The following is a 12,959-nucleotide window of genomic DNA, read 5'->3' on the forward strand; positions in this document are numbered from 1 at the left end:
TTATTCTTGCCATAAGGCATAGCCAAATCCGGTTTTTCCAAAACCATTGCCATTGTAAAGCATAACCAATTCATTTTCGGTTTTAAAAACACAAGGATAGGAAATCATTTCAGCATCCCAACCTTCTGCTGAAACATCAATCCCCGATAAATCATCTTTTCGTTCCCAATGAATGCCATCGGTTGATTCGGCATAGCCAATGCGATAAGTGTTATGGGTGTTGGTTCTATAATCGCTTTTTTTTCTTTTGCCAAACCACATTTTATAAATAGTATCGGCTTTGATTACAGAGGCACTGACCAATCCGCCTTCGTCTTCTGCCAATTCAACAGCTACTGTCCCGGTTTGTTTCCAATGTATGCCATCTGCAGATTCAGCATATTTGAGGTTATAAATAGGTTCCGGTTGACCTTCAAAAATCTCCCATTTGATGCATGACAAATACCACATTTTAAAGACTCCGTTATCAATCATAACATACGAAGTACCTGAAAAATAAGGTTCAATATGATTTACACTAATAATGGGTCCTTCAGAAACTTTTTGGAACGTTTTCCCACCATCTTCACTGATGGCCAAACCGATAGCGTTTTGAAACGGTACCGTTTGTCTTGTCGTCCAACCGATGTAATACAAATATTTTTTATCGCCTACGTTTAGAATCGAAGAAGGCATGAGACCCGAATCGTCAAAAGCGCCAAGATTCCCGAAAGGCAATAGAGGTTGATTGTTTTCGAATAGAATTTTGTTCGGATTATCTTTAGCCACTTCTATAAAAGAAATGGTACTTTTTCCATTTGAATTTCTTGTGGCGTAATAAATTCTGATGCGGTCTAAAAGGACATCGGCAACCGGTACTTGAGCATGACTTTTATTCCAATCATATGCAGCATTTACGTTGTAAAGTAATCCTTTCTTTTGCCACATAATTATAAGCTTTTAGTTGATTTTTCAGATTTCACCGCAGGATTTCCTTTGTACATTGACCAAGGCTCTGTATTTTTAATAATACTAGCTGCCATTGCCACAAAAGTTCCTTCGGCTATGGTAATTCCGTCCCTAATGGTAGCGTTAACACCTAAAGTAGCATAACTTTCCACAACGCAATGTCCGGACAACACCACTTGAGAAGTGAACATCACGTGGTCTTTGATTACCGAATGATGTCCAATATGATTACCACTCCACAACACCACATTATTACCAATAGTGGTAAAAGGTTGAATGGTATTGTTTTCTAAAATAAAACAATTATCACCTATCGGATTGTGGAATAAAGTGGCTTTACTGCTCACATAACTAATCAACTTATATCCTTTGGCTTTGATGGCATTATAGATACTTTCTCTTAATCGGTTCATCTCCTGAGGTGCCATGGGTGCAAAAAATTGGAAATCACCCGGAGCATATTCTTTTTCAACAGCTTCAAAAGCCACAATAGGCAGGCCATGAAAAAAAGGAGGTTCAGGAATATATTGTTGATGAACACTAAAGGCAACAACCTCGTGTTCCGAATCATTTTCGAGATAATAATGGGCCAATTCTGCAAAATCTTGGATTCCAAAAATGATAACTTTTGCCATATTGCTTATTTTTTTAATACATAAACGGTATACTCATACAAACCATAATCATTTCTGATGACATAATCTCTGGTCAGATTTTGACATAAAAATTGACTCAACGCATCGTGAGAAACATGAAACAAATCTTCTCTTTCCCAATCGACATTTTTGGACATCACATTAAAAGCAAAACCTTTGTTGCATTTGTTATAAATGATGCTGATCATCTCAGTAAAATAGTCCCACATTTCTTCATATGACAATTCTCTTTTTTCAGTAAAAACACCGTTCATAATGATGTAATCAAAAGAATGCAAGCTGTCCTTCTCTTCTAAAATATCGATACAATAAAAAGTATTATGAGGATACTTTTCTTGGGCAATACTAACAAATTTTTCAGAAATATCTAACCCGGAATAAACTATATTTTGCCAATTATATTGCTGCATGTAAGCTAAAAGATGGGCTGTACCACAACCAAAATCCAACAAAGAAACTGAATTGTCATTGCTCTCATTCAATCTTACAATGTCAAGCATCACCTTGTAGCGTTTGTCAACATCTTCCAACTTTGGCCAATCAACCCCTAAATGATTGTCGCCGTGTTTTTCCAAACAGCTTTCATAATGTGCAATAATTTTATCGTATTTCTTTTTCATATCAGTTCATATTGGTCTAAAAGTTGCCTTACCTTTTCCGGTGCATTAAACATCATTACATCTATGACGGACAAATGTGGCACAAAAGCATTTTTAAATTGTGTATAAACAATAGGATGCGATTGAATAAATTGCAAAGTCATTTGGTTTGCTGAAAAGGTACTCTTGTCATACAAAGCCAATCCGCCTAGAGCATTGATGTAATGAGTGGCATCCAACTTTTTACAAATTTCGATAATCTTATCTTGTCCTTTTAAACTATTGTCTTTTTCAATTTCCGAAGAAATAATAATTTTCGTTTCAATCGATAGATAAGAGCTTATTTTCTGTAACGAATAAACTATCCATTCGGAAAGATTAGTTCCTTTTTGTTCTATTATATCTCGAATAAGAGGAAAAACTTGACCGAAAAACGGTGCCTTTCCATAAGCCAAATGAATCGTTTTTAATAGGGCTGTTCTCCAATTCGAATGGTCATCCAGTTCAATTTCATTAATCAATTTATTCTGACTAGCCGATTTTAGGGCTACTGTAAATAAATATGGCTTTTCATTCACTAAAATATTATTTCTGTTAATCCACCCTTTTTTTATAAAATTAACATCATCATAAACCACGAAAGTATCCACGGCATTCAGCAATTGGAAATAGCCAATATAAGGAAAAAAATAAGGCTGCATTATAGCTGCTTTCATTATAAGTTGGTATTGATAATGGTAACAATTTGCGTTACTTCTACGGCGGACAATTCCTTATACAAAGGCAAACACAGAACTCTTTGGGCTATACTTTCAGAAATCGGCATGGAACCGCCCTTAGTATATTCGATTGTATTTAAAGAAGGATAAAAATAACGTCTCGGATAAATTGCCTCAGCATTTAACGCATTTTGAACAGCCAATAACTGTGCTTCTGTTTCAAAAATAACCGGATAATAACTGTAATTCCACTGTGTGTTTTCTCTGATTTTCAAAGATTGTAATTTTGAAAAATCCAAATGGGTATTGTAAAAATCAACTACTGCTTTTCGGTCTTTGACAATTTCAGCAACATAAGGTAAAACAGTCAATCCCATTGCCGCTTGTAATTCGGAAATCTTACCGTTTATGCCAACTCCATAGTAATCTATAGGTCCCAAATGACCAAAAGTATGGCTGTAAAAAATCTGATGGGCTAAACTGGGGTCTTTGCAAAATATGGCACCACCTTCACCGGTATGAAAAAGTTTGGTGGCATGAAAACTACAGGTACTCACATCACCATAATCAAAGATGGACTTATCTTCATAGGTTACCCCAAAGGCATGAGCGGCGTCATAAATCACTTTTAGGTGATGCTTTTGGGCAATAGCTTCAATAGCGGCTACATTACAAGGATTGCCAAAAACGTGAGTGGCCATTATAGCTGTAGTTCTATCGGTGATAGCGGCTTCAATTTTAGTTTCATCAATGGTCAAATACTCCGGATGAATATCTACGAAGACCGGTGTACAATTTTCCCATACAATGGCGGCTGTAGTGGCTACATAACTAAAGGGAGTAGTGATGACTTCACCGCCATTACCCAATAACTTCATAGCAATTTGCAAGGGTATGGTACCATTATTCATCAAAATGATATGGGTAACTGCCAGATGTTTTTTTAGTTGATCTTCTAACTCCAAAACCAATTGCCCTCTGTTCGTTAACCATTGATTTTCCCATATACGTTTTAGTTGCACAGTATATTCATCAAGGGGTGGAAAAAAAGTCTTGGTAACATTAATCATTTTAAACTTTGGGTATAACTTGGTTATCAATAACGCCGTCCTTTAGCACAAAAACGATTTCAACCAACCATAAAACATTGAGTTTAAATGGGCGATTTAAATCGGTTATTTCAAAAAGACGGTAGCCTTTCTCATCCATAAAGTTAACTATTTTAAGAAAACTGTTGTCATATAACTTATTAACAACACTGGCTTCAACCATGATAATTTCGGTTTTACCGAGATAATCGCTGGCCCCTTTCAGTACTTGAATGTCAAGTCCTTCTGCATCAATTTTGATAATATCCGGAATGGGCAATTGGTTTTCCGAAAGCAATTCGTTTAAGGTGATGATGGGCAATGTAATTTGTTTTAAACCCATGGCTTCAGCTTGTTCTTTTGAATATTGAAACGAACAACTGTCATCTCTATCTAAGATAGTAAATTCAAACGAACCCGATTGTTCACCCGCGCCAAAGGGGTAAAAACTAACATTTTTTTGGGTATCTAAAATATCTTGTAGCGAACTTTGCAACCAATATTGTGGTTCTACCAAGGTATAAACAGCATCCGGGAAATAATTTAGGGTTTCTCTGGTCCATGCCCCGTGGTTAGCTCCAACATCCACTATATGCTTGGGATAAAATTGCAATTGGGTTAAGATGTTGTAAAAATTATGCAAAAGAAAATCTTTACTGTTGACATCAGAAAGTGGGGAACGGGTATTGACTCTCTTAATTTCGAATCCGCGTTTTAAAATTAATTTTCTAACTATTTTCTTAATCATACTTTGTTATTTATTCGATAATCCATTGAAACTTTGGTTTGATAAATCCGGGTTCTTTACCCATCCATGAACCAATAGGCCGCTCACCTTCTTGAATGGTAAAAGTTAGAATATCTTTTTCTACAAACAAAGTAGTTTTTGAATTCTCTATGAGGTAAACCGTTAAATAATAAGAACCAATATTCAAAAATCCTTCCGGTAAGGTACAGTTAATTTTATTTAAACCTTGTTTTAGTTTTAAACCGCTATTGCTGTGAGAAAAGGTAAACAAGGTTTCTCCGTATTCATTATTTAAAACATAAGTGACATGCAAATTTTTAGTACTGTTCTTCAGTGTAAACAACATATTGAATTCGATACTTTGGTATTCATCTAATATAGAATCAGGCGATTTTTCAACAGGATTGACACCTAATTCGTGTATAGTAAAATCTTTCGTGTCATATTCTTTACTGAATATTTTATAGTTTTGTGTTCCGAAATTACCGGTAAGATAAGTTGCTACTGCATTTTCTACTAAATCATCCTTGATAATCAAACCGTTTTCCAAAACTATACCTCTATTACACAAACTCTTTACGGCCGCCATATTATGACTTACAAACAATACTGTTCTTCCTTCTCCTTTACTAACATCATTCATCTTGCCCAAGCATTTCTTCTGAAACTCAGCATCACCAACGGCAAGAACTTCGTCAACAATCAGAATTTCACTTTCTAAATGTGCTGCTACGGCAAAAGCCAAACGCACATACATTCCGGAAGAATACCTTTTTACCGGAGTATCGATATACCTTTCAACCCCAGAAAAAGCGACAATTTCATCAAACTTACGGGCTATTTCATGCTTGCGCATGCCTAAAATAGCACCATTCAAATAAATATTCTCTCTTCCGGTCATTTCGGGATGAAAACCGGTTCCAACTTCCAACAAAGAAGCTATTCGGCCTTTGGTATAAATTTTTCCAGTAGTAGGTTGAGTCACTTGACTTAATATTTTCAACAAAGTGCTTTTCCCGGCACCATTTCTCCCAATAATCCCAACGGAATCTCCTTGATTGATCTCAAAGTTAATATCTCGCAACGACCAAACATAATCACTATTTCCTTTTGAAGAACGATTATTGGCCTCTCCTATTTTTAAAAAAGGATCTTCTTTACCTCGAACTTGGTGCCACCAACGCTTCAAATCATCTCGAACCGTTCCTGTACCTACAAGCCCTAATCGGTATTGTTTAGAAATATTTTCCGCTTTAATTACTACTCTACTCATTTTAACTTGCCGTTCCTAAACTGTATCTATAAATGTTTTTTGCGCTTTATTAAAAACCAAGACCCCAAGTGCTAAAATCACTACTGAAAAAAGACCGGGATATACCAAAGACAACAATGAAAACTCACCAATCCCCAAAAAAGCATACCGCATATAATCAAACAAACTTACCAAAGGATTCAAATTGACCAACCACTTATAGGCTGCCGGTATAGATGAACTCGGATAAATAACCGGAGTGACATACATAAACAATTGAACACCAAAAGCAATCAACTGAGTCAAATCTTTATACTTAGCAGTCATTGCCGTTAAAATCAATCCTATACCCATAGAAATTAAAGCCATCAAAAGAATAATTACGGGCATTAATACTATATAAAAATTAGGGGCAATTTTTCCTTGCAACACGAAATACAAAACAAAGCAAAGGAACAATAGAAACTGTACGCCAAATTTCATCAAATTAGAAATCACAACCGTAAGTGGCATAATTAATCTGGGGAAATATACTTTGCCAAAAATACTGGCATTAGCATTAAAAACTCCGGCCACACTGGTTAGACAATTCGAAAAATAATTCCATAACGTAATACCCGCCATATAAAAAATGACTTTGGGCGCACCATCCGTAGACAATTGAGCTACAGTTCCGAAAACAATGGTAAAAGTGATAGTCGTCAACAAAGGTTGAATAAAGAACCACAATGGTCCTAAAATAGTTTGCTTGTAAACGGTAACAAAATCTCTTTTAACAAACAAAAACAATAAATCCCTGTAATGCCAAACTTCTTTTAATCTAACATCAAAAAGTGAAGTATGTCCTTTAATTACTAAATCCCAATCTTGAGACTGATTATCGTTTTTCATTTATACTTTTTAAACAAAGTTTTATTTTAACTAGTAATTGCAAATATATAAATTAGCAAACCCCATAGAAAGATTTGAGTTGTTTTATTTACTAATTCCTTTAAAATACAAAAATCGACTTTAATTTGATTAATTTTACACCGATAAACGCTTCATTTTGATTCAACTTTTCAAACCAAAACCTACTTTATGTGATTTAATTCCAAACAATCACATAGACATTCATTCCCATCTGCTTCCGGGCATTGATGATGGAGCGACTAGCTTGGAAAACAGTTTGGCATTAATCCATCAAATGAGTGAAATGGGGTTTAAAAACATCATCACTACACCGCATATCATTTCCAATGTTTGGAATAACAGCGAAAGTTCAATCTTAAAAAAACAGTTAGAGGTATCCAATTATTTACAAGAGAAAAACGAAATAACTTCTTTCAAAGCGGCAGCAGAATACATGATGGATGATAGTTTTCTAAAAAGAATAGGAACTGAAAAGTTATTAACCCTAAAAGACAATTATGTCTTGGTAGAAATGTCTTATTTAAGTCCACCGATTCAATTGTACGATATTATTTTCGAAATCCAATTGGCCGGATATAAACCTATTTTGGCTCATCCGGAGCGTTACTTATTTTACCACCTAAACTTTAAAGAATACTACAAACTAAAAAACGCCGGTTGCTTGTTTCAGTTAAATTTAATAGCAACGGTAGATTATTACGGTAAAAATGTGAGGTTGATAACTGATAAGTTATTAAGTAATGATTATTACGATTTTGTGGGAAGTGATATTCACCACCAAAACCACATTAATGCCTTTAAGAACAAAGTAAAAGTAAAAAGCCTTCTCCAATTAGAGAAGGCCATTCACAATAATTTATTTTTTCTTGAATAACTTATCTTTCCAAGATTTTTTTTCTACTTCAACACCGTAGCCATAGCCGTAGCCATAGCCGTAGCCGTAGCCATAGCCATAAGTTTTTCTCCACACAGTATCATTGAGTAGTATAGACATGTTAGGCAATTTTTTTTCCTGATAAAAACTTTCTGCAATTTTTAACAATCGCTTGTCAAGGTAATTAGCCCTAACAATATAAATGAAAGCATCTGCATGTTTGGCGACTAATAATGTATCGGTAACCAAGCTCACCGGTGCGGTATCCACAACGATATAATCGTATTGTTGTTTCAAAATTTCAAACATTTCATCCACTTTGGGACTCAAGAGTAAATCGGCAGGATTGGGTGGAATAACACCGGAAGGTAAAACATATAAATTGTCAAAAGCATCAAGTTTGGTAATAAAATCATCTACGTTTTGTCCCGGTTTGACAATATAATTGGTAAGCCCTTTTTGCGTAGGAACATCCAAATACTTATCTATTTTCGGATTTCTGATGTCAAGTCCAATCAATAAAACCTTTCTACCGGTAAGTGCTATAGTACTGGCAAGATTAATGGCTACGAAAGTTTTACCTTCTTTAGGCATGGTGGAAGTTACAAAAATAGTCTTTGCCTTGTGTTCAGGAACAGCATTCAACATGAATTCCAAGTTAGTTCTTATGATCCTAATGGCCTCAGCAGAACTTGAACGACTGGAAGCACTAATAATTTCGTCTTCAGAATCAGATTTAGGTACATCTCCCAAAAACGGTATGGTAGTGTTTTCCTCTATGTCTTGTCTGTTTTTTATTTTGGTATCAAGGAGATTTAAAAGATAAATGATTAAAAAAGGGATAATCAATCCTAAAGTTAAACCAACCAATAAAATAATATTGGATTTCGGAAATATTGGGGAATTCGCATACTTTGCCTCATCAATTAATTTGGCTTTCGGAGAAGTAACCGCAAGTGAAATACCAACTTCTTCTCTTTTTTGAAGCAAATACAGATATAATGATTCTTTTATTTTTTGTTGTCTTCCAATAACGTTAAGTTCTCTGGTTTGTTTAGGGATTTCTGAAATTTTTCCGTTTAACATAGTATCCTGCGCTTGCAAATCAGCTCTTCTAATCTTAAGAGAAGCGATTAAACGATTTAAACTCTCCTTAACACTTTTTCGCATATCATCAATTCTGTTATTCAAATTGATTACTACACTATTTTTGGGAGTTCCGCCTCCGTTCACAATACGGTTTCTCTCAATAACAAAACCATTATATTGATTGATTAAATCAGCAGCATTACTGTTTCCGCCATTTTTATCCGATGGAATAAGATTACTTGGTATAATATCATCTTGAGAAGAACGATTCAAATATTCCAACATACTTGATACTACTTTGATTTGAGTTTCGGTTTCAATTAAAGCTTTTTCAAAATCAACAGAATTTTGTATAAACAAATCGGCATCAGAAGTAATATTGGTCAATCGATTGGAAGTCATATAACTTTCGCCTTCTTTTTCAACATCCCCTAACTCTCTGGTAATATATTGTAAACGTTCATCAATAAACTTTTGGGTATTCTTAGAAATATAATTTTTATCATCAATGGCATCTTGATTATAGATAGCTATTACAGTGTTTAGCAAATCTTCTGCTTTCAAAGCCACAGGATCATTTAAAGTTAGCTCTACAACACTGGATTTGTCGTTTAATGGAACAACTGTAAGCCTACTTTTGTAGCCCTGAACTACATTGTCAAGATTTTTAACACTTACTGTAACAGAGAAAGCTTCCTTGTTTAATTTAGCAGACTGCATTCTTTTGAGTACTACCATCTTGCAATTGCGTAATCTTATGGTTGAACCATACTTAAAAACACCAATCGATTTCCCTTCAACAGTTTGCATTTCAAAAGTACTTTCCGTTTTGGAATTAATTAAATAGGATTGATTTTTGGTATAAAAAGTATCATCCGACTCAAAAAAAGAAACATCTATTGGCCTGTCTTCATAGAGCTCTTTAATTTTAACCCTACCTTCAACATAATAGTAAACATTGAAATTTAATTTCTTAACAGCAGCTTTAATAATAGACCTAGATTTAATAATCTCAATCTCATTATCCACATTGCTTTTCATTCCTTTCATCAATCCCAAATCGGCAAAAGCTGACAATTCTGACTCTAAACTTCCTTTCTTCTCGTCTTTTACTAAAATAGTAGCGCTAGCTTGGTAAAGCGGCACCGTGTATCTCAAATATAAAAGAGAAATCCCAATACAAAAAATAACAGAAATAATAAACCAAGGCCAAAACTTAATGTATTTATCAAATTGTTCTCTTAAGTCTAGACTGTCGTCATGATGAGCTGGTCGAAAGGAAGATTGATCTTGCATACTATCGGGTAAGGATGATTAAAATAGTTCCTAAAAGGGATAAGGCAGAGATTATAGTAGTCACATTAGGTCCAATTACCGAAGAATTTATCTTGGTTTTGTTAGGCTCCACCAACACTACATCATTTTGTGACAAATAATAAAAAGGAGAATTGATAAAATTGGCTTGGGTAATATCCACTCGGTTATAAGTCATTTTACCATCTGATTCTCTGATTACCAAAATATTATCTCTTTTGCCGTAAATGGTCAAATCACCGGCCTGACTTATAGCCTCCAAAAGCGTGATTCTCTCACTATTAATTTTAAAACTACCAGGTTTTAATACCTCTCCCAAAACTGTTACTTTGTAATTTAAAATTCTCAAATTGATGGTCGGATTGGTGATGTATTCTTTAACAGCGGTTTGCAATTTAGTAACGGCTTCTGAACGACTGAGTCCGGCCAATTTTATTTTACCAACCACCGGAAACTCAATGAATCCATAGGCATCAATCAAATAGGTCTTAATACCATCCTGATTTTCATTAATCTGATAATTGCCTTGAATTTGGGGCATGTTAAAAGGAATCGTTAGTTCAGGTTGATCAGCCGACACAATGATACTAAGTAAATCATCGAATTGTAACTTGGGTTCATAATTCAAAGTTTCTTTATTATTCCCTAGCGAATCTACATTTTGCAAATAAGCAATATCCTTCCTTGAAGCACAGGAAACCAAGACTAAAGAAACCAATAAAAAGAGTGATTTTATAAATGTTTTAAAATTCATAGGGCAAGTATTGGGATGTAAATATAGTATAATTTATAATTGATTAGTACCTAAACTATTGATCAAGGGTCTCAAACACCGAATTCATACTTTTAAATTCAGGCACAATTTTTTTCATCAACCCCACGATTTCGGCACTGGTAGACATTTTAGCGGTAGCTATCAACTGTGAAATAAGGACATTAACTTCTTCAAAATCATCAAACTGATCTTGTCCAATCATTATTTTTTCATTGTGGGTTGGTAATGTTTTGGAAGTATCATTTAACAACTCTTCATATAATTTTTCTCCGGGTCTTAAACCTATAATCTTGATTTTGATTTCATTGTCGGGTACAAAACCGGCCAATCGAATCATTTTTTTGGCCAAATCTATAATCTTAACGGGTTCTCCCATATCAAATATATAAATCTCACCTCCATTACCCATGGCACCGGCTTCTAAAACCAATTGACAGGCTTCCGGTATGGTCATAAAATACCTTATAATTTCAGGATGCGTAATGGTCAAAGGTCCGCCTTCTTGAATTTGTTTGGTAAACAAAGGAACTATAGAACCATTGGAACCCAACACATTCCCAAATCTTGTGGTAATAAATTTAGTAGTGTTACTAGTTGGACTTTGTATCAAATGATAATTCAAAGACTGTACATATTTCTCAGCAATTCTTTTACTGGCACCCATAACACTACTTGGGTTTACAGCTTTATCAGTAGATATTAAAACAAACTTCTCAACCTTATAGTAACTTGACAAATCGGCAAGATTCTTAGTCCCGATGACATTGGTAAAAATGGCCTGTGCCGGATTTTCTTCCATTAAAGGAACATGTTTATAGGCAGCAGCATGATAAACATAATCAGGTTTATAGGTCTCAAAGACATATTCCATTTCCTCAAAATTTTTAACATCGGCTAAAACTGTTCTTATTTTCACCTTTTTGGCAAGGTCTGAAACTTCTAATTGCAAATTGTGAAGTGGCGATTCTGCCTGGTCTAATATTATTATCTTGTAAGGTGAAAAATGAATCACTTGCCTAACAATTTCACTCCCGATAGAACCCGCACCACCGGTAATTAAAACGGTCTTTCCATTAATTTGAGAGGAAATGGTCTTACTATCTAAAACTATGGGTTTTCTATGCAACAAGTCTTCAATGTCAAAGTTTTTCAGTTGATTGGAAATTTGCTTTTGATCTTCCCAATCAGTAATCAATGGCACCGTAAAAACCTTAAAGTTGTATTCCAAACATTCCTCAACTATAGCAATGGTTTCTTCCTTAGTAAGACTCTTTTCGGCTAAAATTAAAGCCTCAGCGCCTAAACTTCTCAAAATAACATGAATATCTCTGGACTGATTGACTATAGGCAAGTCTAAGATGCTTTTGGAGGTTTTGGTGGTTTTGTATTTATCTATAAAAGCAACCAAATTAAAGCGGGAAGGCTTCTCTGTTTTAAGCGCATTGGCCACCGAAATTGCATTGGCATCAGCGCCATAAATTACAGCCTTGACTAATTTTCTTTTGTCATCACTTTGTAAATACTTTTCAAATATATTTTTAACCATTATTCTGAACAAAAACAACAGTAAAAAAGAAATCACAAAAGTGATGAAAAGTCCCGTAGACAAAAACAGCTTTTTATGGGCAATAAAATAATAACCGATATTGATGAAAAGTAATATAAAATAAGAGGACGCAGTGGCCACTAATAATTTAATACCATCTATAAATGTAGAATGCCTTATGATACCTGAATAGGTCCTATATATCATAAAAAAGACAGCATTGACCAAAACAATGATGATATTCAACGAAACCACATCTAAAGTACTGATAAAAACTACCGAAAGACTGTCAATAACAACGGTGGTAATCAGACAAGCGACAGAAACAATAAAAACATCAATAGCAAAAATAATCCAACGAGGTAGGTAACCTATGTTTTGGAATTTTTTGTTGAAAATACTGCGCTCTAATTCTTTAAAAATAGTTTTATTCATTCGT

At 34.6% G+C, this 12,959-nt stretch carries 12 protein-coding genes; 1 reads left to right on the forward strand and 11 read right to left on the reverse strand.

All coding sequences use genetic code 11. The features are described 5' to 3' along the window. From ICG50_RS09660 to ICG50_RS09695, 8 genes are read right to left on the reverse strand one after another with little or no spacing between them, the layout of a single operon-like run. Positions 1–927 (reverse strand): glycoside hydrolase family protein, encoded by a 927-nt coding sequence (locus ICG50_RS09660; RefSeq protein WP_187660707.1) that lies wholly within the window; start codon positions 925–927, stop codon positions 1–3. A gap of 2 nt (positions 928–929) precedes the next feature. Then, positions 930–1,583 carry an acetyltransferase gene (locus ICG50_RS09665; RefSeq protein WP_187660708.1) on the reverse strand — a complete coding sequence of 218 codons (654 nt, stop codon included), beginning with the start codon at positions 1,581–1,583 and terminating at the stop codon, positions 930–932. Between the two features lie 5 nt (positions 1,584–1,588). Continuing rightward, on the reverse strand, positions 1,589–2,224 hold the full coding sequence (locus ICG50_RS09670) for a class I SAM-dependent methyltransferase (protein WP_187660709.1): 636 nt from the start codon (positions 2,222–2,224) through the stop codon (positions 1,589–1,591). Continuing rightward, the gene (locus tag ICG50_RS09675; RefSeq protein WP_187660710.1) at positions 2,221–2,919 is read right to left on the reverse strand and encodes a WbqC family protein; all 699 of its coding nucleotides are present in this window, start codon (positions 2,917–2,919) and stop codon (positions 2,221–2,223) included. The genes ICG50_RS09670 and ICG50_RS09675 overlap by 4 nt, the downstream gene beginning before the upstream one ends. Beyond that, on the reverse strand, positions 2,919–3,992 hold the full coding sequence (locus ICG50_RS09680) for a DegT/DnrJ/EryC1/StrS family aminotransferase (RefSeq protein WP_187660711.1): 1,074 nt from the start codon (positions 3,990–3,992) through the stop codon (positions 2,919–2,921). The genes ICG50_RS09675 and ICG50_RS09680 overlap by 1 nt, the downstream gene beginning before the upstream one ends. 1 nt (position 3,993) lies before the next feature. Then, positions 3,994–4,758, reverse strand: a complete 765-nt coding sequence (locus tag ICG50_RS09685; RefSeq protein WP_187660712.1) for an FkbM family methyltransferase — start codon at positions 4,756–4,758, stop codon at positions 3,994–3,996. 10 nt (positions 4,759–4,768) lie between these two features. Then, positions 4,769–6,031 carry an ABC transporter ATP-binding protein gene (locus tag ICG50_RS09690; protein WP_187660713.1) on the reverse strand — a complete coding sequence of 421 codons (1,263 nt, stop codon included), beginning with the start codon at positions 6,029–6,031 and terminating at the stop codon, positions 4,769–4,771. Positions 6,032–6,046: 15 nt separating this feature from the next. Next, positions 6,047–6,901 (reverse strand): ABC transporter permease, encoded by an 855-nt coding sequence (locus ICG50_RS09695; RefSeq protein WP_187660714.1) that lies wholly within the window; start codon positions 6,899–6,901, stop codon positions 6,047–6,049. A 157-nt stretch (positions 6,902–7,058) separates the two neighbouring features. On the opposite strand from ICG50_RS09695, the gene ICG50_RS09700 reads away from it, so the two are divergent. Continuing rightward, on the forward strand, positions 7,059–7,796 hold the full coding sequence (locus ICG50_RS09700; protein WP_187660715.1) for a tyrosine-protein phosphatase: 738 nt from the start codon (positions 7,059–7,061) through the stop codon (positions 7,794–7,796). Here the strand turns inward: ICG50_RS09700 and ICG50_RS09705 are convergent. Genes ICG50_RS09705 through ICG50_RS09715 form a run of 3 tightly spaced genes read right to left on the reverse strand, consistent with a single transcriptional unit; the run spans position 7,779 to position 12,955 of the window. Then, positions 7,779–10,181: a GumC family protein gene (locus tag ICG50_RS09705; RefSeq protein WP_187660716.1), complete on the reverse strand. Its 2,403-nt coding sequence runs from the start codon at positions 10,179–10,181 to the stop codon at positions 7,779–7,781. The two genes, ICG50_RS09700 and ICG50_RS09705, sit on opposite strands and share 18 nt — an antisense overlap. A gap of 1 nt (position 10,182) precedes the next feature. Next, the gene (locus ICG50_RS09710; RefSeq protein ID WP_187660717.1) at positions 10,183–10,953 is read right to left on the reverse strand and encodes a polysaccharide biosynthesis/export family protein; all 771 of its coding nucleotides are present in this window, start codon (positions 10,951–10,953) and stop codon (positions 10,183–10,185) included. 55 nt (positions 10,954–11,008) lie between these two features. After that, positions 11,009–12,955 carry a polysaccharide biosynthesis protein gene (locus ICG50_RS09715; protein WP_187660718.1) on the reverse strand — a complete coding sequence of 649 codons (1,947 nt, stop codon included), beginning with the start codon at positions 12,953–12,955 and terminating at the stop codon, positions 11,009–11,011. Positions 12,956–12,959: the final 4 nt, after the last annotated feature.

Origin of the sequence: Flavobacterium buctense (assembly GCF_014486695.1) — a bacterium.
GTDB classification, from domain to species: domain Bacteria; phylum Bacteroidota; class Bacteroidia; order Flavobacteriales; family Flavobacteriaceae; genus Flavobacterium; species Flavobacterium buctense.

Bases quoted from the DNA above. Each gene is read 5' to 3' on its own strand.
- ICG50_RS09660 (WP_187660707.1), bottom strand. From the start codon at position 927: ATGTGGCAAAAGAAAGGATTACTTTACAACGTAAATGCTGCATATGAT.
- ICG50_RS09665 (WP_187660708.1), bottom strand. From the start codon at position 1,583: ATGGCAAAAGTTATCATTTTTGGAATCCAAGATTTTGCAGAATTGGCC.
- ICG50_RS09670 (WP_187660709.1), bottom strand. From the start codon at position 2,224: ATGAAAAAGAAATACGATAAAATTATTGCACATTATGAAAGCTGTTTG.
- ICG50_RS09675 (WP_187660710.1), bottom strand. From the start codon at position 2,919: ATGAAAGCAGCTATAATGCAGCCTTATTTTTTTCCTTATATTGGCTAT.
- ICG50_RS09680 (WP_187660711.1), bottom strand. From the start codon at position 3,992: ATGATTAATGTTACCAAGACTTTTTTTCCACCCCTTGATGAATATACT.
- ICG50_RS09685 (WP_187660712.1), bottom strand. From the start codon at position 4,758: ATGATTAAGAAAATAGTTAGAAAATTAATTTTAAAACGCGGATTCGAA.
- ICG50_RS09690 (WP_187660713.1), bottom strand. From the start codon at position 6,031: ATGAGTAGAGTAGTAATTAAAGCGGAAAATATTTCTAAACAATACCGA.
- ICG50_RS09695 (WP_187660714.1), bottom strand. From the start codon at position 6,901: ATGAAAAACGATAATCAGTCTCAAGATTGGGATTTAGTAATTAAAGGA.
- ICG50_RS09705 (WP_187660716.1), bottom strand. From the start codon at position 10,181: ATGCAAGATCAATCTTCCTTTCGACCAGCTCATCATGACGACAGTCTA.
- ICG50_RS09710 (WP_187660717.1), bottom strand. From the start codon at position 10,953: ATGAATTTTAAAACATTTATAAAATCACTCTTTTTATTGGTTTCTTTA.
- ICG50_RS09715 (WP_187660718.1), bottom strand. From the start codon at position 12,955: ATGAATAAAACTATTTTTAAAGAATTAGAGCGCAGTATTTTCAACAAA.